The sequence below is a fragment of the Flavobacterium sp. P21 genome (assembly GCF_050632225.1).
GTDB lineage: Bacteria > Bacteroidota > Bacteroidia > Flavobacteriales > Flavobacteriaceae > Flavobacterium.
The window spans coordinates 2,540,096-2,563,881 of the sequence record NZ_CP192585.1 but is presented as its reverse complement, the minus strand read 5'-3'; the positions used below and the strand labels follow the sequence as shown (position 1 = coordinate 2,563,881).

The following is a 23,786-nucleotide window of genomic DNA, read 5'->3' as shown; positions in this document are numbered from 1 at the left end:
AACTAACCAATAAACCAACTATTTAGTTAACTCGAAACTAACTTTCTTGTCGGCAGTTGAATTTCCTCCAACGAAAACATCAAACTGTCCAGGCTCTGCTACGAATTGTAAATCAGAGTTATAAAATTTTAAATCTTCAACCGTAATATCAAAACTTACGGTTTGTTTTTCACCCTTTTTAAGCGCTATTTTTTGGAAACCTTTTAGTTCTCTAACTGGTCTTGTTACTGAACCAACTAAATCTCTAATATATAATTGCACGGTTTCTTTTCCGTCAAAATTTCCAGTATTTGTAACATCAACCGTTACTTTTAATTTTCCGCTAAAATTCATTTTATCAGAAGAAATTTTCAAGTTTGAATAATCAAAAGTGGTATAGCTTAATCCAAATCCGAATGGGAATAAAGGCTCGTTTCTTTCGTCAATATAGTTTGATCTGAATTTCTCAAATTTACCTTCTGTGTTAGAAAGTGGTCTTCCTGTATTTTTGTGTGCGTAGTAAATTGGCAATTGACCAACGCTTCTTGGGAAAGTTGCTGTCAGTTTTCCAGAAGGATTTACATCTCCAAATAAAACATCAGCAATTGCATAACCAGCTTCTGTACCCGCAAACCAAGCATTTAAGATTGCCGGAACTGTTTTTTCTTCGTCAGTAATTACTAACGGGCGTCCGTCAAATAAAACTACAACAACTGGTTTTCCTGTTTTTAGTAAAGCACTTAATAAATCTTTTTGCGCTTGTGGAATTTGCAAGTTTGTACGGTCGCTAGATTCTCCGCTCATTTCAGCTGATTCTCCTAGAGCCGCAACAATTACATCAGACTGGTTGGCAACTTTTAAAGCCTCTGCTAACAATTCTTCTTTTGAACGTCCATCTCGGTGCAATGTTTTTCCAAACATTGTAGCATTTGTTTCAAAAGTCTCATCGTAATCTAAATTACTTCCTTTAGCGTATAAAACTTTAGTTCCAGCTCCAGCAACTTCTTTTATTCCTGCTAATAATGAAACCGCATTTTCCATTTTTGTAGCTACACTCCATGTTCCTGGCATATTTTCTTTAGCATCAGCCAAAGGTCCGATCAAAGCAATTGTTCCTGATTTTTTAAGAGGCAATAATTGATTTTGATTTTTCAATAAAACCAATGATTGTGCTCGCAATCTGGCGCGCTTCTTTTCTACTGTCAGTTGTGAAGATTTCAGTTTTAGCTCTTTTTTCATCACAATATTTATAAGGATCTTCAAACAATCCTAAATCGTATTTTGCTTCTAAAATAAGTTTTACAGCATTGTCGATAGTTTCGATAGAAACTCTTTTTTCATCCAAAGATTTTTTCAAAGTTCCTAAGAAACCTTCTCCAACCATATCCATTTCAACACCAGCATTTAAAGCTAAAGCCGAAACATCTTGAAGATTCCCCATTCCGTGTTCAATCATTTCAGGAATTCCTGTAAAATCGGTTACTACGAAACCTTTGAAACCCCATTGTTTTCTTAAAACATCTGTCATTAACCATTTGTTTCCAGTTGCCGGAACTCCATCAATTTCATTGAAAGAAGCCATAACTGAACCTACACCAGCATCAACTGCCGCTTTGTAAGGAGGGAAATAATCATTGAACATTCTGATATGGCTCATATCAACTGTATTGTAATCACGTCCAGCTTCTGGTGCGCCATATAATGCGAAGTGCTTAACACAAGCTAAAATGGAATTGTTTTTTGAAAGGTCATGTTGCTGATATCCATTAACCATTGCTTTTGCAATTTGGCTTCCCAAATATGGATCTTCTCCTGAACCTTCAGAAACTCTTCCCCACCTTGGATCACGAGAAATATCAACCATTGGAGAAAATGTCCAGTTGATTCCGTCAGCACTTGCTTCTTTTGTCGCGATTTGAGCACTTCTTTCGATTAAAGCCATATCCCAAGTACAAGACAATCCTAACGGAATTGGGAATGTTGTTTCGTAACCGTGAATAACGTCCATACCAAAAAGCAACGGAATTTTCAAACGGCTTTTTTCAACCGCAATTTTTTGTACTTCTTTGATTTTTTGTACTGATTTTATATTGAACAAACCGCCTACTTTTCCTTCTGCAATATTTTTTGCAACGTTTGAGCTGTTTGCTTGTCCTGTTGTAATATCACCAGATGTTGGTAAATTTAACTGTCCTAATTTCTCCTCTAATGTCATTTTTGACATTAATTCAGCCACAAACTCTGACTTAGGTTTAATTTTTACTGTACTTTTTGTGCTCTTTTTTGAGCGTAACCCAAAACAGCACATCCTAAAAAAGTAAGACTAATTTGTTTTTCATTATAATTTATTTATTTGTTTGTATTCGTTTTTCTTTGTTGCAAGCATCCAGTCATAAATCGCCGCATTATCATAAACCCTTGTCCAACTATTGTGTCCGGCATCATCAAAAATGGTCAGCTTTACATCTTTTGCATTGCATTTTTTAATTCCTTGTAAATGGTCATCGCGTACTCAACATTTACTACGTCATCTAATAATCCGTGGAAAATTCTGGTTGGAATGTTCGCAATTTTACAAGCCCCTTCTAGCGGAATCAAATCTACAAAACCGGCAATAGGTACAACTGCGGCAAACATATCTGGATAAGAAAGTGCCAAATTCCAAGTTGCCCATCCGCCAGAACTTAAACCCGTAACATATATTCTATCTGAATCAATTTTGTTTTCCTTCTGAATTTTTAAAATCAATTCATAAATTGATTCAATACTCCAATTTTCATCTTCCTTGCATTGCGGAGCCAAAACATAAGCATCTAACTGATGCGTTTTTAAATAATTTAAAGGACCGTGAATTTTCACTTTTGAAATATCAGTTCCCTTTTCTCCATCTCCTGAAATAAAAACTATTAAAGGCTTCTTTTCTTTAGTATTTGCTGGCTTGTATAAGGCATAACCGAGCTCGTACTTTTCCATTATTACTGTATTGATTTTTCCTGTAGTTTCGGTTTGAGAAAAACCAAATGCCGAAAACAATAAGATTAGAAGCGTTACTTTAAATTTCATTTAGATGTATAATTAAATTCCGTATTTACCTGATGTAAAACCAAGTTTTTTCAGTCCTTGTTTTGTATCTGATGCATTCATGAACAATTTCCACAATAAACCACTTCTGTAGTTTTCAACCATAGGCGCAATAGTTCCCTGATCGATAGCCAAATAACGTGCTGTCACCCAATTATACTGTGGTGAAAACGCATCATAAGGCCCCGCAATTCCAACAAGTTTTGCCTTATTATCATCGTATAAATAGTGCAAAAACTTCATAGATTCTACCGGCGTATATGGAAAAGATGATAAAGTCGCTGTTGGCGAAATAACTCCGTTATCGTTATTTGGCTGATGCGCTGTGTAACCCGTTGTTCCGTCAGGATTACGAGTGTAACTTGCTGTTAATCCCCAACATTTATCAGAGTAATCTTTGAAACCTTTTGGATTAGCAACACTGTATTGAACCATAATTTTTGCATGGTTTTGTGTCAATTGCCAATAATCTGCGTATTTGTCTTTCAGCATATTTGGATCTAAACCTAAATACGAGTAATGCGACCAAAACATTGGCCCGACATTTCCAACAGCTCCATTATAACTTAAAACAACTGGAATACCATATTGAGAACCTCCATTTACTATAGCACCATTTCTTGCCCAAGCTTGGTGATAAACCTCCGCAGAAATTGGGTGTGTCGGAGATGAAGCCGCCATTACATAAGTAATCAAACATTCATTGTAACCTTCAAGTTTGAAGTTCATTTCCCAGCCATAATTTGGTGACCAATGCCAGTATAAAGCATTTTCTCCTTTTGTGTACCAGTCCCATTCCACACCTTTCCAAAGCTCATCGGCTTTTGCCGCTAATGCTTTTTCAGAAGTGCTTCCATCTTTAAAATATTCTCTAATCGTAATTAAAGCTTGACAAACGAAAGAAGTTTCTACTAAATCTCCTCCATTATCTTTTGTGCCAAATGGAATAACTTTTCCGGAAGTATTGTCCATCCAATGTGGCCATGCACCATGAAATCTGTCGGCTTTTTCAAGAAAATTCAATGCAGTGGTAAGTCTAGAAACAGCTTCAGCTCTTGGCAAAAAACCTCTTTCTACGCCTACTACGATTGTCATTAATCCAAAACCTGAACCTCCTGTTGTTATAATATTGGACTCAAAACTTGGATCTTCTGTCAGGTATCTTTCTCTTGCCAATTTTGAATTCGGATCAGCATAATCCCAAAAATATTTTATTGCATCTTTTTGAACTTGATCCATTGCCTCAGCATCTGTCAAAGGTTTTGCTGGCGTAGTTGGATTTGTTGGTAAAGGAGTTCCTCCGCTATTTCCTTCATTTGGTGTCGAAGATGAACAAGAACTCACAGCACTCAAAAACATTATAATATATAGACCTAACTTCATTTTATCAATTTCTTATTATTAATTACTAAAAAATACACCTGGATTTTCTCCAGGTGCATTTCTGAAAAATTTATCGTTTATCTTTCTCCAGTTTATATAAAGCCGTAACTTCATTATCTGAAAGAGTCGCATCATATATTCTGAATTCATCCATTAAGCCAGTATAATTAAGCATCCAGCTATCAGGAGCGCCCCATGGAGCACCTAAATGCCGCTGATAACCTCCAATAATGAATTTTGACACTTCAGAACTAGCTAATTCTCCAAAAGGACCGCCTCCTGTCGCAGGATCGCTTGCATACCTTTTTGAAATTGATGCTGGTAACGTTATTTTTTGTCCATCAATATAAATACTATAAGTAGAACTTGTTCCATTATATGACCAAACTACCTGCTTCCAAGCACCATACATATTAGGCAACATATTTGCTCCTCCGTGTTCTATAAATTGCCCCGCAAAAGGAATACTCGGAGTAACATCTCTTTGAACATGATTTTTAAGAAACATCGATGTGTTTGAATTACCATTTTCAATCAAAGAAAATATGTTTCCCCAGAAATCTGTTTTCTTTGGAAGCATAAATAATGACTGAGCACCACCAGTATGTGGATCAGTTTTGATCCACATTGAAATTGTAATATTCTTTAAACCAGCAATAGAACTTGCAACATTATTATAAGCTATAAATGAAGTTGTAGAACCTTTGTAAGCACTACCTTTCACGCCTGTGTCATAAGAAACATTTGTTCCTGTTCCACCCGTAATTGCGCCTTTTGAGTCATTGATATTTCCATCAAAACTGAATTTAGCAAGTAAATGACTTGGTGCAATATCATCTGAATTCTCATATCCGCCAATTGACTCGTATGGAATTGGACTGTTGACTTTATCTATACTATCCTCACAGCTTACAAAAATTTGTGAAGCCAAAGCAAAAGAAAGTAATAAAATAGATTTATTTTTTTTCATTTTAATTGATATTTAAGGATTAGTAACCAGGATTTTGAGATGATAAACCTTTTGCTTGATTAAGGAATGATGCCGGAATTGGGAATAATTCATTTTTACCTTCTGTAAAAGTCTTTCCATCAATTGCAAAAGCCGCTTTAGCTTGACCAGTTCTAACTAGATCAAAGAATCTATCATGTTCGAAAGCCATTTCTACTCTTCTTTCTTTCCAAATTGCAGTTCTTACATCAGCCTGAGAACTTGCACCAGTATTTCCTAATCCAGCTCTGTTTCTAACTTGGTTCAATAACGGAATCGCGACAGAAGTTTGACCTAATTCATTCGAAGCCTCAGCTTTCATCAATAAAACCTCAGCATATCTTAAATATTTGATATCAACATCAGTTTCCCATGCATCTGTGTAAGCAGAAGAATATGCTTTGTAGTTGTATCTTTCGTTTTCAACTGTATTTGGCACCACTCTACCATCATATAAAGTTTGTCCTCTAAAAATGATAGTTGCCGCTTTTCTAACATCTCCTGGCTCATATGCATTTACTAAACTTTGAGATGGTGTATTGAAGCCCCAGCCCCAGCCACCGGTACCACGTGCACCTTGTGTGTTAGAGTATCCTTCAATTCCTTTTGCAGGTACAGCACCTTGCGCGTAAATTTCGAAAATTGACTCAGAATCAAACTTTCCTGTAGCTTTATACATTGATGCATAATCACTTACAAGTGAGTAACCTGTAACTTTATTACAATTATCAATTACTTGTCGCCATTTCTTTTGGTATAAACTTACTTTTGCCAATAATGCATAAGTCGCGCCTTTTGATGCTCTTGATCTTTCGTTTGAAGAATAAGCCCCTTTTTCAGGTAATGTCGCGATCGCATCATTCAAATCTTTCTCAATAAAAGCATAAACATCAGCGGCTGTTTTACGTGTTAATTGCATAACTCTGTCTGATTCTGAACTTGGAACTGGTACATGGTCTACAATTGGCACTCCACCGTAACATTTTACCAAAGTAAAATACATAAAAGCTCTTAAAAACTTAGCTTCACCAGCAAGTCTGCTTCTAAGATTTGCATCTGCTTTGTCTAATTTTGGAAGAATAGCCAAAGCCTGATTGCATCTGTTTATCCCATCATAATTAGCAATAAAAGTACTTTCTGCTGAAGGATTAGAAGCATTGTAAGTTAACGCATCTAATACATCTTTATCTGTTCCAGTATCTCCAGGCGAAGATCCTTTATCAGCATCATCTGATGTAATACTAGATAATCCGATCCAACCAAAAGAGGTCATATCCCAATTTAAGAACTTGTTATAAATGGCAGTTACAAACTGCGATGCTCCTGCGTCATTATTATATAGTTCAGTATCATTTGTCGAAATAGTTTCTGTTTGCTGAACATCTAAATAATCGTCTGCACATCCTGTAAAAAAGAATGCCGAAAGCACAAACGTTGTAATATATATCTTTTTCATCTTTTTAAAATTTTAAATTAGCACCAATTACAAATGATCTCAATGTTGGGTAAGCATCAAGCTCAACTCCCTGAGTACCATATGGATTTCCGTCTCCATTTAATTCTGGAGAGAATCCTGAGAATTTTTGTGTAATAAATGGATTAATAGCATTTACATAAATTCTGCAAGCGCTAATAAAATTATTTTCTTGTATAGGCAATTTGTATCCTACTGTAATATTGTTGATTCTGAAGAAATCACCTGACTCTAAATAATAAGTAGAAGCAACTGGTACCTGATTAAAAGGTGCAGGATTTGAAGCTGTCAAATTATTTGGTGTCCAGAAATCAGTAGCGATTGCATCTTCAATGTTTTCTCCTGCAAAACGCTGTGCTTTTTTACCATTGTAAACTTTAGCACCGCCTGTTCCGTATCCGTCAACAGAAAAATCAAAGTTTTTATAGTTGAATCCTAACGTAACTCCATAGTTTGTTTTTGGTAAACTAGATCCAACATATTTTCTGTCTGTATTAGCATTTAAAGCATCTTGAGTAACTTTATCTCCTGTCGCGTTGTAGTACAACATTTTTCCGTTTGTAGCATCAAAACCAGCATAATCATAAATGTAGAAACTTCCTAAAGGCTGTCCAATTGTAGTATTGTCTAACAATTTAGTAGTTTGTCCGTTACCTAAACTTCCACCAACAACTGGAGATAGAATAGCATCTTTTAAACCTGTAAGTTCGTTTTTATTATTTGAGAAGTTACCACCAATCCAGTAACTGAAGTTGTCACCAATTTTATCATCCCAACGTAATGAAATTTCATAACCTTTGTTTGAAACTTCTCCTACGTGTGCTGGTGACTGATCTGTAAGACCTGAAGTCATGTAAGGTTTTGTATATAAAATTACATTTGATGTATTTTTATCATACAAATCAAAAGTTCCTTTTAATCTGTTATTTAAGATTTCGAAATCTAAACCTACAGAAGATTCCTCTGTAATTTCCCAAGACAATGTAGGATCAATTTGAGAACTAATTGTAGTACCTTCATTTAGAATAGAACCTCCTAAATAAGCATTTTTTCCAGAAGCGTAAGACTGATTGTTAAGTGGTACATTTTGATTACCTAATTTACCCCAGCCTCCTCTTAATTTCAACAAATTAATAGCTGTAACATCAGACATAAAACTTTCTTTTGTTATCACCCATCCTAGACCGAAAGCAGGAAAAGTTCCCCAACGATAATCTTTACCAAAATTTGATGATCCATCACGTCTAAGTGTTCCAGTAACTAAATATCTATCCATTAATTTATATTGGAAACGCCCAAAATAAGAAGCCAATTTAGTTTCGTTGAAAACTATATTATATAAGCTAGTTACAGAAGCGAGCATATTCTACACCATGTCCAGCATTAGGATCATTCAAAGCCCAATAATTAGAATCTGGATTAACATTTTTTCTAGCAATAGTAAGTGTTTCTCTAGGTCCTTTTACCGAAGTTTCAATACCAGCTGTTACCTCAACATCATGAATATTGGCAAACAACTTATTATATGTCAAATAATTCGATAAATTCCAGTTGAAATAATCTTCTCTTCCTTTTGTCAATAAATTAATATTTGCATTAGGGAATTCCTTAGCATAATCGCTATCTACTTTATTAGGATTTGCCGCTAACCAAATATTCTTTGTATCATTAAAATTATATTGTTTCCAAGTATAATATTCACCATTAAATTGTGAAGTAAATTTTAATCCTTTTAGAATTTCGTAATCTAATTTCAAACCACCTTGAAGTGTAACACTTTTTTGCTGTTCGTCATAAAAATTTAATTGAGCTACAGGATTTCCAACGTTGTTGAATGAAGAACCTGTTTCACTTGCAAAACCATTATCGCCTACACGAGATACACCATATTTTCCGTCAGGAAAATAGACAGGTACTATAGGAGATTGTTTGTAAGCATTTGTAAATGCACTTAATGGTTTTGGAGAAGAATTAGCTGATGTAAAGCTGAAGGTTTGATTTAAAGTCAGTTTTTTAGAAATTTTGTATTCATTATTATTTCTAAAAGTAGTTCTTCCGTAATCAAGTCCATTTAAAACAGCTTTCTCTTCATAATTTCCTAAACTGAAAAAATACTTGATATGTTCTGAAGATCCTGAAATCGATACGTTATTTTGAGTATAACTTCCAGTTCTTGTAATTTCATCAAACCAGTCTGTATTAACAGGTTGATCTTGAGAAAAGGTTGTAGATTGCAAAGCGACGTTTGAGTAATAAGCATATTTGTTGCTTCCTGCCATCTTAACTTTTTTAAGTGGCTGTCTTACACCTCCAAAGCTTTCAATCTCTACAGAAACTTTATCTCCTGTACCTTTTTTAGTTGTAATAATGATAACTCCATTTGCGGCACGAGTTCCGTAGATTGCTAATGCAGAAGCATCTTTTAAGATTTCATAAGAAGTAATATCATTTGCATTGATGTTATTGATATTCTCTGTCTGCATACCATCAACAATGTACAGTGGATTTCTTCCTCCTAATGCAGTTCCTAAACCTCTAATAACAACAGAAGGAGTACTTCCTGGCAAATCAGATGAAATTACCTGAACACCAGCCGCTTTACCTTGAATCGCTTGTGACGCATTTATTACTTTCGTTTTGGTGATTTCTTCTGCTTTTATAGATGAAATAGCAGTAGTATTATCTACTTTCTTTCTAGTTCCATAACCAATAACAACAACTTCTTTTAAAGCAGTATCGCCTGCTTCTTTTAAAGTAATTGACATTGTTCCCGCAGTTGCTGGCACAGAAACAGAATCAAAACCAAGCATAGAGATTTTTAGAGTTTCCCCAACTTTAGCATTAATGGTGAAATTACCATCGAAGTCGGCATCAGCAGATGTTCTGGATTCTGGAGCACTTATTATTGCCCCTGGAACTCCCATTCCATTACTGTCTACCACTTTCCCTTTAATTGCTTGAGCCTGCCCCATCATATATGTAGGCGGCAACAAGAGCGCTAAAAAGCTAAAAATAAAATTTTTCATACAGTACGTAATCGTTTAAGTTAGTAGAGCCAAATTAAGCAATTACAACGTTGTAGTACATCAATTAGCACTACTACATAGCTACATCATTATGTTAAAATCCTTTCATATACTACTAAAAATCAACACTATAAATGTTAATTTATTTTCTTTAACATAACCTTATGATGTAGTAATGATGTATTGGAATTCTATAAAAAAAGAACTGAAAAAATAGAATATTTTTAAAATTTAAATGCTAATCTTACAGAGTTAATAAAAACTTTGACAGGTTTTCCTCTTGATTTAGATTAAGTTTCTTTCTTAAACGATATCTGTGCAATTCTACGCCTCTAAAAGAGATGTTCATCATAGGTGCAATTTCCTTTGAAGAAAGGTTCATTTTAAGATAAACGCAGAGCTTTATATCTTTTGGAGTTAGGTTTGGAAACTTTTTAGAAAGATTTATAATAAACTCATTATGGATCTGATTCAGATTTGTTTCAAAAATTTCCCATTCGTGTTTATTCACTTCATTAATTTTAATTGCTTTTTTGATTTCGCTTTTCAGTTTATTAAAGTCTTTCTCCGAATCTAAAATATTCTGAATTTTATCAATCATTTCACTTTGCTTTGCAATAGACAAAGATTTTCCGGCAACTTCAGAGGATTTGGTTTGCAATTCTAATTCAAGAATGTGTTTTTCATATTCCTGAATATTCAATTCATTTTCTTTTTCAATTCCATTTCCAAAATTTCGCGCTGATGCTTCAGTTCCTCAGCTTGAAGTTTTAATTTTTGCGTGTAACGAAGCTTATTCCATTTGTAGTAAAAGAATAATACTGCGCCAACAATAAGCAAATAAAGCAGAATCATCCAGAAAGAAAAATACCACGGCTGGGCAACTTTAAACTCAAAAGTCGAAACTTCATCGTAGTTGGCACCATCGTGTTTGAAAATATCAATTGAATGATAGCCACTATTCAAATTGTTTAAAACGATTGTCCCATTTGAAATCGGAAAATAGTTTTTCCCTCCATTTATTTTATAAAACAAATTAGGCTTGCTGGCACCATAAATTCCCGAAATTACATTTATTCGGAGTTCTGTGTTGTGTTTTATTTTGCCTTCATTTTCTAATAAAACATTATCATTGTAAGCTTCAACTTTTACAGCTTCATTTTGTTTGTTTTCATATGAAAGTTGCAGTGATATAAATCCGTCGTCAAGATTCATTAAATAATGATTTTTGCTTTTGAAGATGCGCAAATTCTCATTAATCAATTTTCCTTTATAATACTTCTCCTGAATCATATTCCAGACAAATTTGTTGCCCGTTGCATAAATATGATATAGAATACCGTCTTGAAGTACTATAAAATGATGCTCATCGATTGCGACTACATCTGAAACATTCTTGAAATTGGTATTAAATAAGTCGTTCTTCTCTAATTTATTTGAAATCGAATTGAACGTGTACCAAACATTATTAATTAAAAAGAGTATTTCATCACGAAACTCAAAAATCTTTACGCCAAAGTCATTTTCTATTTTGCTCTGCTGTGTGATATTTTCAACTTTTTTGGTTTTAAAATTATCATCAAAAAGAACCCTATACAATCCTCGATAATTATCGGCGACCCAAATTTCATTTTTTTTATTTTGAGCAACATATTTTATTGGTTTTGTAAAATCATTAATTACTTTGCTTTGCTGTAAGTTTGAAGCATTGTTATAAACCAAAATTCCGCTGTAAGTAGATTGGAAATACGTTTCATTGATGATGCTTTTTGACAGATTCCATCCGCCACTGACATTATTGACTTTTGTCAATGCACCATTTTCATAGCAAAATGTTCCATCGTTGTGGCCGATTACATATTTATTTCCAATTTTGGTAATATTCCAACCTTGGCCTTGTGTATTCGGAAGCATTTTAAAATTTCCCGACTCAAATTCAAAAATACCGTGATTTGAAGCAATCAAATAGCCTTTGTCAATTGTAGCAACAGAATAAACAGATCCTAAAATACCTGAGTTATCATAAAAAAATGAAATTGGAGAATTGACTTCAACATGTGCAATTCCGTTATCCAAACCAAGCCACAAATCTTGTTCTTTATCAAAACCGATGCACAAAACAGAATTGTTCATCAAAACATTGTTTCGATCAATATTTTTATAGGTCTGCGAGGCAAGATCATAAATAAACACCCCTTTATTCCCAGTTCCAATTACAAGTTTGTCATTTTTAATAAATTTAGCCACATTGATTCCAGTACCTTTTAAAGTTTCATTTAATGGACTTTTCCACGCACTCAAACCATTTTTATCAACAACAAAAACTCCTTTTTTGTGTGTAAAAATATAGGTCTTCCCATGGAATTTTTCGACCGCATGAACAACAGTATTTTTCAAAACATTCCATCCTTTTGGGCTTGCAATTTTAGAACCTTGCATTCTAAAAATACCTTTATCAACAGAAGCTACATAAAGATTTTGATCTACAACAAAACAGTAAGAAATTAAGAATGGGAATTTGATTTTCTTAATTTGTTTGCCGTTGTAAATAAAAACATCATTAAACGACTGAAAGTATAATGAACCATTAAATCTGAAAATTTTCCAAATTTCTTCATTGTCTTTTTCATCAAACAAACGCAGATTTTTCGTAATTGAAACATACTGCATTTTTCCATCTTTCCTTTGCCAATAACCAAATTCCTTATAAGATCCCGAATAAATTCGGTCGCCTTCAATTAATATTGAACGGATAATTGTTTTATTTGGCAAAGAATATTTTTCCCAAACAACGCCATCATATCGCAACAAATAATGATTGTTGGCAAAATACATGGCTTTGTCATTTCCTTGAGAGATATTCCAAATTTGATTATCGCCCTGATAATCTGATTTATTATAATTTTCTACGAAGGGAAGTAATTCTTGTGCTTGAATTTGAAAAGCAATGAAAAAGAAGAAAAGTGATTTTAAAAGTATCGATTTCAAGATATTCAGTTTTGTCACCAAAGATACAATTTTAAGAAGTAAAAAAGCTTCTCAAAGGAGAAGCTTTAAGAGTTTAGAATGGTTCAAATTTAGTTTTTTAATAACTGAAAAACCTGATTTGCAATTTCATACTCTTCATCTGTTGGAACTACTAGAACTTTCACAATTGAATTTTCCTTGTTAATTTCTCTGATTTCCTTTGAGCGAACTTGATTCTTTGAAGCATCAATTTCAATCCCAAAATAATCCATATCTGTACAAACCAAATTTCGCATATAAGATGAATTTTCACCAATTCCAGCCGTAAACACAATTGCGTTTAAGCCATTTAAAGCCGCCGCATAAGCCCCAATTGTCTTTTTGATTCTATAGGCATTCATTTGTAATGCTAATTTGCATTCTTTATTTCCTTTTTCAGCTTCAGCTTCAATATCTCTTAAATCGCTGTAGCTTGTAAGACCAAGCATGCCACTTTGCTTCAACAAAACTGCATTTACTTCGTCAGGAGTATATCCTAAATTTTTGATCATATAAAAAATGACAGACTGGTCAATATCACCAGCGCGAGTTCCCATAATCAAACCATTTGAAGGTGAAAATCCCATTGTGGTATCAATACATTTTCCATCTTTTATCGCGGCCATACTACAGCCGTTTCCTAGGTGAATGGTGATTATTTTAGAATGATTTTCTAGAAATTTAATTGCTTTTTCAGAAACGTATTTGTGGCTTGTTCCGTGAAAACCGTAAACACGTACTTTGTTTTCTGTCAATAGATAATTTGGAATTGCGTATTTATAAGCAACTTCAGGCATTGTTTGGTGAAAAGCCGTGTCAAAAACAGCAATTTGCTCTGCAGAACTGAAAATCTCTTCAGCAACATTAATTCCTTCTAAATTTGCGGGATTATGCAACGGCGCCAATTCAAAAAGTTGCTTGATTTTTGCTTTTACTTTTTCGTCAATTTTTACGGTATCGCTAAAATCGCTTCCGCCATGCACAACGCGATGCCCAACTGCCGCAATTTCTGAAGTTGATTTAATTACGCCTTTTTCGGCATCTAAAAGCATATTTGCTACTTTTTGCAAACCAACTTTGTGATTTGGAATTGGAAGTGATTCCTCAATTACGTTTGAAGAAGTTTTAAAAGTAACATTTGAAGTTTCTAAACCAATTCTATCAATCATGCCTGAACAAATTACTTCGTTTTCCGGCATAACCATTAATTGATATTTTATTGAAGAACTTCCTGAGTTTATAATTAATATTTTCATTTTTAAAAAGGTGCTAAGATGCTAAGTTTCTAAGTTTTCTATTTTAGTTTTTATTGTCATCCTGAGCGTAGTCGAAGGCTCGCCAAACAAAAAGGGCTTCGACTACGCTCAGCCTGACATATTATTTTAAATTAATTAAATTCCTTGAGCCTGAATTGCTGTGATTACTACCGTATTAATGATATCATCAACCGTACAGCCACGACTTAAGTCATTTACAGGCTTATTTAAACCTTGCAACATCGGACCGATGGCCAAAGCTCCAGTTTCTCTTTGAACGGCTTTATACGTGTTATTTCCTGTATTTAAATCCGGAAAAATCAATACGCTCGCCTGTCCTGCTACCTCTGAATCTGGCATTTTGCTTTTTCCTACTGCGCGGTCAACTGCTGCGTCATATTGAATTGGCCCTTCGATTTTTAAATCAGGACGTTTTTGTTTTACAATTTCTGTTGCTGTTCTAACTTTATCTACTTCATCACCTTTTCCAGAGGCACCAGATGAATAGGAAAGCATAGCAATTTTTGGCTCAATTCCGAAAGCCGCGCTAGATTCGGCAGAGGAAATCGCAATTTCTGCCAATTGTTCAGCAGTTGGATTTGGGTTAATTGCACAATCTCCAAAAACAGAAACTCGATCTTCCAGACACATAAAAAATACGGAAGAAACTACAGATGAATTTGGTTTTGTTTTAATGAATTGTAAAGCAGGCAAAATGGTGTGTTGCGTAGTATGCGCCGCTCCAGAAACCATTCCGTCTGCATGACCTTTATACACCATCATAGTCCCAAAATACGAAACATCTTCCATTAAATCTCTTGCCATAGTGATGCTTATATTTTTAGCTTTTCTAAGCTCATAATACGTATTGGCATAATCCTCAAAAAGTTCCGATTCTTTTGGATTGATGATATTTACTTTTGAGAAATCCAAAGTAACTCCAAGTTCTGCAACTTTGCTTTCGATTTGTTTTTTCTCCAATGATTGAAATATCAACCACGTCCATATCCATCAATCGCGAAGCCGCCAAAATTATTCTGTCATCATTTCCTTCTGGCAATACGATATGTTTTCGATGTTGTTTCGCCCTTTTCACCATGTTGTATTGAAACATTTTTGGTGTCATACCTTCTGGCACAAAAGTAATTACTCTTTCAGACAGTGCTTCAATTTCAACATATTTCTCAAATGTATTGATTGAGGTTTCTATTTTATGTGTGTTATTGGCATAAATTTCAGATTTGATTGATCCAATTTTATTAGTAATATGATACGTTCCACCATCGACTGCTATAATTGGCACTACTGCCGAAAGTCCTTCGATCAATTTTAAAATACTGTCTTCAGGTACGATATTTCCGGTTAGAATAATTCCTGAAATAGTAGGGTAATTTGCTGATTCATTGGCCTGCAAAGCTCCTAAAATAATATCTGAACGATCGCCTGGTGTAATAACCAATGCATTATTATTCAGGTGAACCAAATAGTTGTGCAATTGCATCGCTCCTACACTGTAATGCCCGATTTCATTGTTCAGATAATTTTCTCCAAACAAAACTTTGGCATTAAGCTCATTTACAATTTCCTGCATGGTAGGATTGTTCAAGCTAGAAATAAGCGGAATTGTATTGACCAAAACGCTTGGAGGCAAGCTTTTTTGAAGGCTTTTGGTTACCAATTTAATGTTCTCAGGTTGTACTTTATTTGCAAAAACGGACAAAACCTCAACCTCTTTGACTTTAAATGAATCGTAAACTAAATATAAGCTGTCAACTAATTCTTCTAAGGTTTTTCCAACTCCTGAACCAATAATTATGGTTGGGATTCCGAGGTTTTTAGCAATTAAAACATTCAAATCCAATTCAATCGAAGTTCCTTCGCCAGTAAAGCTTGTTCCTTCAACCAACACAAAATCAAAACGGTCTTCAAGTTTTTTATACTTTTCAATAATCAAATCTAAAACCTCTCCTATTTTGCCTTTATTTTTCTTCTTGATTAGTTTGCTTTTTGTAATTGCATAAGCATCTTCAAACTTTATATCTAGATTAAAATAAGACAAAACGGTTTCAATATGATTGTCTTTTTCTCCATCTACAAAATCCTCAACAATAGGCCTAAAATATCCCACTTTAGCTGTTTTGCCAATCAAAATGCTCATTAAGCCTAGCGTAATTATCGATTTACCGCTGTTATGATCACTTGTGGCTATATATATTGCTTTACTCATAATTTATGTTTTGAAACTATTCTTATCCCTTTTAAAATTAGAAAACGCTAAAACCAGCGTCTTTTTTTGAAATATATTATCAGCGCTATCACCAACAAAAACATTACGCCCATAACTATAAAATAGCCGTTTTCAGTTTTGAGTTCAGGCATATTTTCAAAGTTCATTCCATACACTCCTACAATAAAAGTCAACGGAATAAATATTGCCGAAATAATGGTCAAAGTCTTCATAATTTCATTCATTTTTCGGCTTTGTTCCGAGAAATAAAAGTTTGATGCACTTTCCAATGCGCTCATATCTGATTCTATCTGCTCTAACAGCTCTAAACTCTTTTGATGAAGCCTAATAAAGAAATTAAACGTTTCTTTCTGAATCAGTCCGTTTTCATCTTCATCATCTTTAATGGTTTTTAAATAATACAAAGAATCCCTTAATGGTACAATGGAACGTTTTAAGAAGTTTAAATTATCGCGGTGATTTTCAATTTTTTCAAGAATAATTGGTTTTGCGTCTTTTTTGGTCAAATTGATCAATTCTTCCACTTTATCTTCTTCATCTTCTAGTGTTATATAGAAATTTTCCATTACGGCATCCAATAATAAATACAGAAGATAATCGACTTTTTTAGTTCTAACAATTCCTGCATGTGTGCGAAGACGTTCACGGATGTGTGTGAAGAAATCACTTCTTTTTTCTTGAAACGAAATCAGTATCCCGTCTTTCAAAATAAAACTAAGTTGCTCAACACTAATATTATCTGAATATTCAGAAGGCAAAAGCGATTTTATATTGAAAAATAAAATTTCTGGTTGTTCTTCTAATTTGGTTCTTTTGGTTGTATTTAAAATATCGGCAAGTAAAAAGTCGTCCAATTTAAAATGCGCTCCAATCATTTTAAGCAGACTTATATCATTTAAGCCATGAACATTTAGCCAATTGTTTTTAGTATAATCAAAACAAGAATTTAAAGCTAGGACCGTAAATTTATCATATTCAATAACATCTGCATCATTATAAACAAAAAGCCGCATTTCAGTTTCATTTTCTTTATGCGTGCCTGTATACTCTAATGTAATATCTTCATGACTTGCGCCCTTTCTTGTATTTAATCTTTCTCATTCATGAAAATTTACAATAGTAATATTACGAAAAAGATTTGGAATGAGAAATGACAATTGTCAGTTTGTAGAAATCCTTAATGTAGAACTCAGGGTAGTGTACTTCTGCATTAAATAAAAATTAGATATAAAAAAACCGAGCCATTTCTGACTCGGTTTTTATATTCATTGTAAAGACGCACTGCAGTGCGTCTCTACGGAGTAAATTATTTTACTTCTTCGAATTCAACGTCTTCAACATTGTCTCCAGACTGCTCTTGTTGTGGAGCGGCTTGTTGACCTGCTTGGTCACCACCTTGAGCGTACATTGCTTCTGTAGCTGTTTTCCAAGTCGCATTTACATTGTCTAATCCTTTTTGGATTGCGTCAAGATCTTGAGATTGGTGAGCCATTCTCAATTCAGTTAAAGCATATTCGATAGCTGTTTTTTGATCGTCTGTCAATTTATCTCCTAACTCTTTCAATTGAGATTCAGTTTGGAAGATAGTACTGTCAGCTTCGTTTAATTTCTCAGCTCTTTCTTTTGCAATTCTGTCAGCATCAGCGTTAGCTTCAGCATCTTTTTTCATTTTTTCGATTTCTTCAGCTGTTAATCCAGAAGAAGCTTCGATACGGATATCGTGAGATTTTCCTGTTCCTTTATCAGTAGCAGAAACTTTGATGATACCATTAGCATCGATATCGAAAGTTACTTCGATTTGAGGAACTCCTCTTGGTGCTGGTGGAATACCATCTAAGTGGAAACGACCGATAGTTTTGTTATCAGCGACCATTGCTCTTTCTCCTTGTAATACGTGGATTTCAACAGATGGTTGAGAATCAGCGGCAGTAGAGAATACTTGAGATTTTTTAGTTGGGATAGTTGTGTTAGACTCGATTAATTTAGTCAATACACCACCCATAGTTTCGATACCTAAAGAAAGAGGTGTTACGTCAAGTAACAATACATCTTTTACATCTCCAGATAAAACTCCACCTTGAATAGCGACTCCAATAGCCACAACCTCATCAGGGTTAACACCTTTAGATGCTTTTTTACCGAAGAATTTCTCCACTTCGTCAGCGATTCTTGGCATACGAGTAGAACCTCCTACAAGGATTACTTCGTCGATATCAGATGTAGATAAACCTGCATCTTTTAATGCTTTAGCAACTGGCTCCATAGAACGTTTTACTAAAGAATCAGATAATTGCTCAAATTTAGCTCTAGATAATTTTTTAACTAAGTGTTTTGGTCCAGAAGCAGTAGCAGTTACGTATGGTAAGTTGATTTCTGTTTCAGCAGAAGATGATAATTCAATCTTAGCTTTCTCAGCGACTTCTTTCAAACGCTGTAATGACATTGGATCTAAACGTAAATCAATTCCTTCTTCAGATTTGAATTCGTCAGCTAACCAGTCAATAATAACTTGGTCAAAATCATCACCTCCTAAGTGAGTATCTCCATTTGTAGATAATACTTCAAATACACCGTCTCCTAATTCAAGAACAGAGATATCAAAAGTACCTCCACCTAAATCGTAAACAGCAATTTTTTGATCATTTCCTTTTTTATCTAATCCGTAAGCAAGTGCGGCGAGCAGTTGGCTCGTTGATGATACGCATAACTTTAAGACCAGCGATTTCACCAGCTTCTTTAGTAGCTTGACGTTGCGCATCGTTAAAGTAAGCAGGAACTGTAATAACTGCCTCAGTTACTGTTTGACCTAAATAGTCTTCAGCAGTTTTTTTCATTTTTTGAAGTGTCATTGCAGACAATTCTTGAGCAGTGTATAAACGACCGTCAATATCCACACGTGGCGTATTGTTGTCACCTTTTACAACACTGTAAGGAACTCTTTTTGCTTCATTTTCAGTTTCAGCAAAAGTGTGTCCCATAAAACGTTTAATAGAAGCAATCGTTTTTGTAGGATTCGTTACTGCTTGTCTTTTTGCAGGATCACCTACTTTAATTTCTCCACCTTCAACAAAAGCGATGATAGATGGTGTAGTTCTTTTTCCTTCTGCGTTAGGGATAACAACTGCTTCGTTACCTTCCATTACAGAAACACAAGAGTTCGTCGTACCTAAGTCAATTCCGATTATTTTACCCATTTTTTATATATTTAATTTTTGATTTAATTTTTAAACTCATGTGGCATAAGTCAATCTTTGTGCCAATATAAAAAACCAAATAAAATTGTCAGTTTTACTGTCGAGGCTTAAAATTCATCTGCCAACATGACATTTTTTAAGACTGACATATGTGCCACATAGGCCTTAAGTATGTCATTAATAAGAAACTGGTTCCTGCTCCCGAAGCTTTATGACCTTTTTTTTATTATGATTTCTATCAGAGCTGGTGCATTCTGATGTTTAAAATAATTGGACATTCAAGAACTTTTTGGACACAATAGCAGTAAAACTGCAGAAATTTACGCATGTAAGTACAAAGAATATACAATAAATAAAAAGTTCTTTTGATGATTTGTAGCTATTATTTTATATTTTAGCAATACAAGAAAAAGCTATTTTATAGCGCATATATCCGTATACTTGCTACAAAGTAAGGCATATAAACTAGTTTGTGACAATAAAGCAAAAAATGACGATATAATGAGTTTTCACTTTTCAATAAAGAATAAAAATAAAATTTCGTTCCATCAATTATTAGAAAATAAATACTTGCAGAAAGAAACAAAAGTATCATTTGGAGTAAATCTAAATGACATTGTAAATGGATATTCAAAATTCTATTTACCAAAACTTTCTTCTAGAGGTGTTGCATTAACAACTAATTCTGAAAAATATGACGTAGAAATAAATGTTGGAGCTACTAAAGATGATTATTTATTAGCCACAAAAATTACTTTAGCCTTAGCAGAATTAAATGATTCATTAATCGATCCGGAATTTGATTCAGAATTAAACTTAACTGAATTTGAAAAAAATATAATTCAGATTGGATTGAAAGTGTAAAACATTTAGGAATTGATTCTTTTATTCAAATGATTCACGAAGGTGAAGATGTAGTCTTAGCTTTTATGGGACCTATTAGACATTATTATGTAGGCAAATATATAATTGATAAACTTTCTACTGATAGTGCTTCACAAGAAACATTAAATGATCAATTAATCGAAGAAGTTCGAAAAATTCAATACTTAGAAGACACCGAAGAAGGAATTGAATTTCCTTCTGTTAAAATAATGGATTTTCCAGAAGAAGGTGAAAAAAATTAACTGTAATACTTCCTAATTTTAAAGTTTTACTTAATAATGTAGATTATGTAGTTTTAAATAAAGTCGGAGAAATATTAATTAAAGTTTCTTACTTAGAATTTGTCAATTATATATCACCTAAAGCCAAAAGAGTTGATGAAAAACAATATATTATTTATCCGATTAATGAAGAAGATTATTTAAAAATGATTTTACACTTTAAAGCAATCGAAAATGAAAAAACAAATACTGTAAAATCTGAAGTCAAACCTGAACTTAAAACACAAATTATTAAAAAAGAAGTTGAAAAAGAAGTTGAAAAAGAAGATTCGAAAAAACTAAAATGGTGGCAAATTTGGAAATGAAACTTTAAGAATGGAAAAATGTAACTAAATAAAAAACTACTGCCAACAATCATTACAAACGATTTGCGAATTTAGTGGAATTAACGGTTTTTCATCGTATTTTCGTTAAACCAAAATACTCAGTTTCAAAACTCGCAAACTACTTGTAGCGTCGCGTTGTGTGTCACATTAAACACCACTCGAATGAAAAAAATATTGATATCCTTAATTCTTCCATCTTTGTGTTTTTCACAAACATCAAAAAAATATAAAAAGTGAAATTCTTTTCAGAGGGCCACTTTATATTCAAGTTTACAGTGTCATTGATACACTAGTAAGTCAAGAGAAAAGACAGATTAAGGATAGTTTGAATTTCACTATAGTTACAGAAAAGTATAAATCAGGATATAAACATTTTGAAGTTTTAGAAGATAGACTGACCAAGCTATTTTACTGGAGACAATTCTATCCAAATGGAAATATTAAGGAAGAAGGCACATTTACAAAAGAAGAATTGATATGCATTGGCAATTGGAAATTTTATCTTGAAAATGGAAACTTGAAAAAAACAACAAATTTTGATTCCTTATTCAATGTGCCATACACAACGGCGATCGAGATCGCAAAAAAACAAAATTACGTAATGCCCGACATTGAAATAGATTTGGTGGTAATTGAAAATAAATCCTATTGGCAAATAAGAAAATGGATAATGAAAAATGGAGATGGTATGTCTTCAACTATTTTGGTAGATACTAACGATGGAAATATTGTAAAATCAACAGAAGAAGTTGAACGACATTATTAAAATGCGAAAGAACAACATGCGTTTGGCGATATTACAAATTTAGCGGTAAAATCACGTTTACGTCTCGCAAGAAATTTTATCTTTAACAGAAAATAAGCAGTTCTGAACTTCGCAACCTTCGCCAAGCACGAGAACGTTAGCAGAAATATCGCCAAACTAAATGCTAAAATTAACCTTATGAAAATTTTTCTCTTATCTATTTTATTGTCTTTTTGCATGAATAAATCAGAATGTAAATTCGATTTTAGCGAGTTAAACATTAAAAAATTCGATTTGGATACTTCAGCAAAAGGTTTCAATTTTAGAGATAAATCAAAATTCAAAAAAACAATTATCTCGAATGAAGTATTTATAATAGAGTTTCATGAAAAAACTCAAGTGCTTTCATCAATAAAAACAGTGTTTTATGTTTTACGATTTGAAAATAATTTATTAGAAGGATATACTTTTAAAATCCCTGTTGATAAAAATGAAGATGGAACAGAATTTTTCAATAATATGTTGAAAAAAATAGACAAAACTAAAAACAATTTTATAGATAGTGAAGAAAAACTAGCATACATGAAAATGACTAATGATTGTAAACGTTTTTTTCGATTTACTGGTAGTGAAATATTTGGAGGAATACATAATAAACCTTAAGATAATTCTGCTAACACACGCTACAAGCAAGCTGGGCATTTGGCTGAATTTAAAGATGGTTTACTTGGAAAATTGTGCATAATGGAAAAACGCCGAAATTTATATTTGAAATAAGTAAAATTCATTTTTAAGAATTATGCAACCAAAAATAACAACTGGATAGGTAAATATTAGCACATCTACACAATGGAAAACTACACCATAATCATTTTCATATTAGCCATTGTAATTGGTCTTTCTGCTTTTGCTGAAAAATCAAAACTGCCCTATCCTATTCTTTTGGTCATTGTTGGAGTTGCCATCGGTTTTATTCCGACAATGAATGAAATCGAAATCAATCCCGAAATTATTTTCTTGATATTTTTGCCTCCGTTATTGTATGATGCATCGTTTAATATTTCGCCAAAACATTTCAAAACAAACCTTAGTACTATCAGCACATTAGCCATTCCATTAGTTTTTCTGACTACTTTTTGGATAGCTGTAGTTTCACATTATATGATTCCAGGCATGAGCTGGCCTTTATCTTTTGTTCTTGGTGCCATACTTTCAGCAACAGATGCCGTTGCGGCAGTAAATATTACAAAAGGGCTTGATATTCCAGAAAAGACTTTGACCATACTCGAAGGCGAAAGCCTTATAAACGATGCATCAGCATTGGTCGCTTATCGTTTTGCAGTAGCGGCCGTTATGGGATCGGCCTTTATAATATGGAAAGCGACATTCGAATTTATTTTCTTGCTTGGTGGCGGATTCTTAGTTGGTTTTGTAATGGGCAAAATTTTAGCTTTAATACTGAAAAAAGTTCGAGACAACATCAACGTCACAGTGAGTTTTATGCTATTAATGCCTTTTGTGACTTATTTGGTTGCAGAACATTTGCATGTTTCGGGCGTAATTGCGGTTGTTATTTTAGGTTTGGCAATGGCGCGTTTCAGCAACAAAATTTTGCCCGAAAATTTAAAAAACAATGCTAGAAGTCTTTGGGATGTTATCATTTTTCTGCTCAACGGATTGATCTTTATTTTAATTGGACTCAATTTTCGATACATTCTGAAAGATATTGATGACGGCATGATTTTACCATACATTGGTTATGCTGTAATAATTACAATCATCGCACTCCTAACTAGAATGACAAGGGTATTTTTCCAAAAGAAGAATCTGCAGAAGGCTTTTCAAAAGAACAAAAAAGAAAACGAAAAGTCAGTGAGCATGCGTTGCTTGATTTTGGCAATAGCTTAATTATAA

General features: G+C 33.6%; 15 protein-coding genes and 4 pseudogenes. 6 read left to right on the top strand and 13 right to left on the bottom strand.

Going from position 1 to position 23,786, the window contains the following annotated elements; all coding sequences use genetic code 11:
• Positions 1-18: 18 nt before the first annotated feature.
• The 13 genes and pseudogenes from bglX to dnaK form a co-directional block, all read right to left on the bottom strand.
• Positions 19-2,318, bottom strand: a pseudogene (bglX, locus tag ACQ9BO_RS12705) (beta-glucosidase BglX).
• 121 nt (positions 2,319-2,439) lie between these two features.
• Entirely contained in the window at positions 2,440-3,042 is a 603-nt protein-coding gene (locus ACQ9BO_RS12700) for a prolyl oligopeptidase family serine peptidase (RefSeq protein ID WP_431244975.1), read from the bottom strand.
• Between the two features lie 12 nt (positions 3,043-3,054).
• Positions 3,055-4,443, bottom strand: a complete 1,389-nt coding sequence (locus ACQ9BO_RS12695) for a glucoamylase family protein (protein WP_431244974.1) — start codon at positions 4,441-4,443, stop codon at positions 3,055-3,057.
• Between the two features lie 70 nt (positions 4,444-4,513).
• The gene (locus ACQ9BO_RS12690; protein WP_431244973.1) at positions 4,514-5,413 is read right to left on the bottom strand and encodes a LamG-like jellyroll fold domain-containing protein; all 900 of its coding nucleotides are present in this window, start codon (positions 5,411-5,413) and stop codon (positions 4,514-4,516) included.
• A gap of 19 nt (positions 5,414-5,432) precedes the next feature.
• On the bottom strand, positions 5,433-6,887 hold the full coding sequence (locus ACQ9BO_RS12685) for a RagB/SusD family nutrient uptake outer membrane protein (protein ID WP_431244972.1): 1,455 nt from the start codon (positions 6,885-6,887) through the stop codon (positions 5,433-5,435).
• A 4-nt stretch (positions 6,888-6,891) separates the two neighbouring features.
• Positions 6,892-8,268 (bottom strand): TonB-dependent receptor domain-containing protein, encoded by a 1,377-nt coding sequence (locus ACQ9BO_RS12680; protein WP_431244971.1) that lies wholly within the window; start codon positions 8,266-8,268, stop codon positions 6,892-6,894.
• Positions 8,249-9,931 (bottom strand): SusC/RagA family TonB-linked outer membrane protein, encoded by a 1,683-nt coding sequence (locus ACQ9BO_RS12675; protein ID WP_431244970.1) that lies wholly within the window; start codon positions 9,929-9,931, stop codon positions 8,249-8,251. The genes ACQ9BO_RS12680 and ACQ9BO_RS12675 overlap by 20 nt, the downstream gene beginning before the upstream one ends.
• A gap of 244 nt (positions 9,932-10,175) precedes the next feature.
• On the bottom strand, positions 10,176-10,634 hold the full coding sequence (locus ACQ9BO_RS12670) for a helix-turn-helix transcriptional regulator (protein WP_431244969.1): 459 nt from the start codon (positions 10,632-10,634) through the stop codon (positions 10,176-10,178).
• Positions 10,631-12,919 (bottom strand): histidine kinase, encoded by a 2,289-nt coding sequence (locus ACQ9BO_RS12665; protein ID WP_431244968.1) that lies wholly within the window; start codon positions 12,917-12,919, stop codon positions 10,631-10,633. Before ACQ9BO_RS12665 ends, ACQ9BO_RS12670 begins: the two co-directional genes overlap by 4 nt.
• An 89-nt stretch (positions 12,920-13,008) precedes the next feature.
• A complete protein-coding gene (locus ACQ9BO_RS12660; RefSeq protein WP_431244967.1) occupies positions 13,009-14,193 on the bottom strand; it encodes an acetate/propionate family kinase in 1,185 nt (394 codons plus the stop codon).
• 135 nt (positions 14,194-14,328) lie between these two features.
• Positions 14,329-16,420: pseudogene (pta, locus tag ACQ9BO_RS12655) on the bottom strand (phosphate acetyltransferase).
• 47 nt (positions 16,421-16,467) lie between these two features.
• A pseudogene (gene corA, locus ACQ9BO_RS12650) lies at positions 16,468-17,542 on the bottom strand (magnesium/cobalt transporter CorA).
• Positions 17,543-17,747: 205 nt separating this feature from the next.
• A pseudogene (dnaK, locus tag ACQ9BO_RS12645) lies at positions 17,748-19,635 on the bottom strand (molecular chaperone DnaK).
• Between the two features lie 501 nt (positions 19,636-20,136).
• On the opposite strand from dnaK, the gene ACQ9BO_RS12640 reads away from it, so the two are divergent.
• From ACQ9BO_RS12640 to ACQ9BO_RS12615, 6 genes are all read left to right on the top strand, one after another.
• Entirely contained in the window at positions 20,137-20,499 is a 363-nt protein-coding gene (locus tag ACQ9BO_RS12640) for a hypothetical protein (protein WP_431244966.1), read from the top strand.
• Positions 20,500-20,528: 29 nt separating this feature from the next.
• Positions 20,529-20,762, top strand: a complete 234-nt coding sequence (locus ACQ9BO_RS12635; protein WP_431244965.1) for a hypothetical protein — start codon at positions 20,529-20,531, stop codon at positions 20,760-20,762.
• Between the two features lie 185 nt (positions 20,763-20,947).
• Entirely contained in the window at positions 20,948-21,106 is a 159-nt protein-coding gene (locus ACQ9BO_RS12630) for a hypothetical protein (RefSeq protein ID WP_431244964.1), read from the top strand.
• 346 nt (positions 21,107-21,452) lie between these two features.
• On the top strand, positions 21,453-21,893 hold the full coding sequence (locus ACQ9BO_RS12625; protein ID WP_431244963.1) for a hypothetical protein: 441 nt from the start codon (positions 21,453-21,455) through the stop codon (positions 21,891-21,893).
• Between the two features lie 273 nt (positions 21,894-22,166).
• Positions 22,167-22,535, top strand: a complete 369-nt coding sequence (locus ACQ9BO_RS12620) for a hypothetical protein (RefSeq protein WP_431244962.1) — start codon at positions 22,167-22,169, stop codon at positions 22,533-22,535.
• Positions 22,536-22,721: 186 nt separating this feature from the next.
• A complete protein-coding gene (locus ACQ9BO_RS12615; RefSeq protein ID WP_431244961.1) occupies positions 22,722-23,780 on the top strand; it encodes a cation:proton antiporter in 1,059 nt (352 codons plus the stop codon).
• Positions 23,781-23,786: the final 6 nt, after the last annotated feature.

Bases quoted from the DNA above. Each gene is read 5' to 3' on its own strand.
- ACQ9BO_RS12700 (WP_431244975.1), bottom strand. From the start codon at position 3,042: ATGAAATTTAAAGTAACGCTTCTAATCTTATTGTTTTCGGCATTTGGT.
- ACQ9BO_RS12615 (WP_431244961.1), top strand. From the start codon at position 22,722: ATGGAAAACTACACCATAATCATTTTCATATTAGCCATTGTAATTGGT.
- ACQ9BO_RS12680 (WP_431244971.1), bottom strand. From the start codon at position 8,268: ATGCTCGCTTCTGTAACTAGCTTATATAATATAGTTTTCAACGAAACT.
- ACQ9BO_RS12685 (WP_431244972.1), bottom strand. From the start codon at position 6,887: ATGAAAAAGATATATATTACAACGTTTGTGCTTTCGGCATTCTTTTTT.
- ACQ9BO_RS12630 (WP_431244964.1), top strand. From the start codon at position 20,948: ATGATTTTACACTTTAAAGCAATCGAAAATGAAAAAACAAATACTGTA.
- ACQ9BO_RS12640 (WP_431244966.1), top strand. From the start codon at position 20,137: ATGAGTTTTCACTTTTCAATAAAGAATAAAAATAAAATTTCGTTCCAT.
- ACQ9BO_RS12660 (WP_431244967.1), bottom strand. From the start codon at position 14,193: ATGAAAATATTAATTATAAACTCAGGAAGTTCTTCAATAAAATATCAA.
- ACQ9BO_RS12695 (WP_431244974.1), bottom strand. From the start codon at position 4,443: ATGAAGTTAGGTCTATATATTATAATGTTTTTGAGTGCTGTGAGTTCT.
- ACQ9BO_RS12635 (WP_431244965.1), top strand. From the start codon at position 20,529: ATGATTCACGAAGGTGAAGATGTAGTCTTAGCTTTTATGGGACCTATT.
- ACQ9BO_RS12690 (WP_431244973.1), bottom strand. From the start codon at position 5,413: ATGAAAAAAAATAAATCTATTTTATTACTTTCTTTTGCTTTGGCTTCA.
- ACQ9BO_RS12675 (WP_431244970.1), bottom strand. From the start codon at position 9,931: ATGAAAAATTTTATTTTTAGCTTTTTAGCGCTCTTGTTGCCGCCTACA.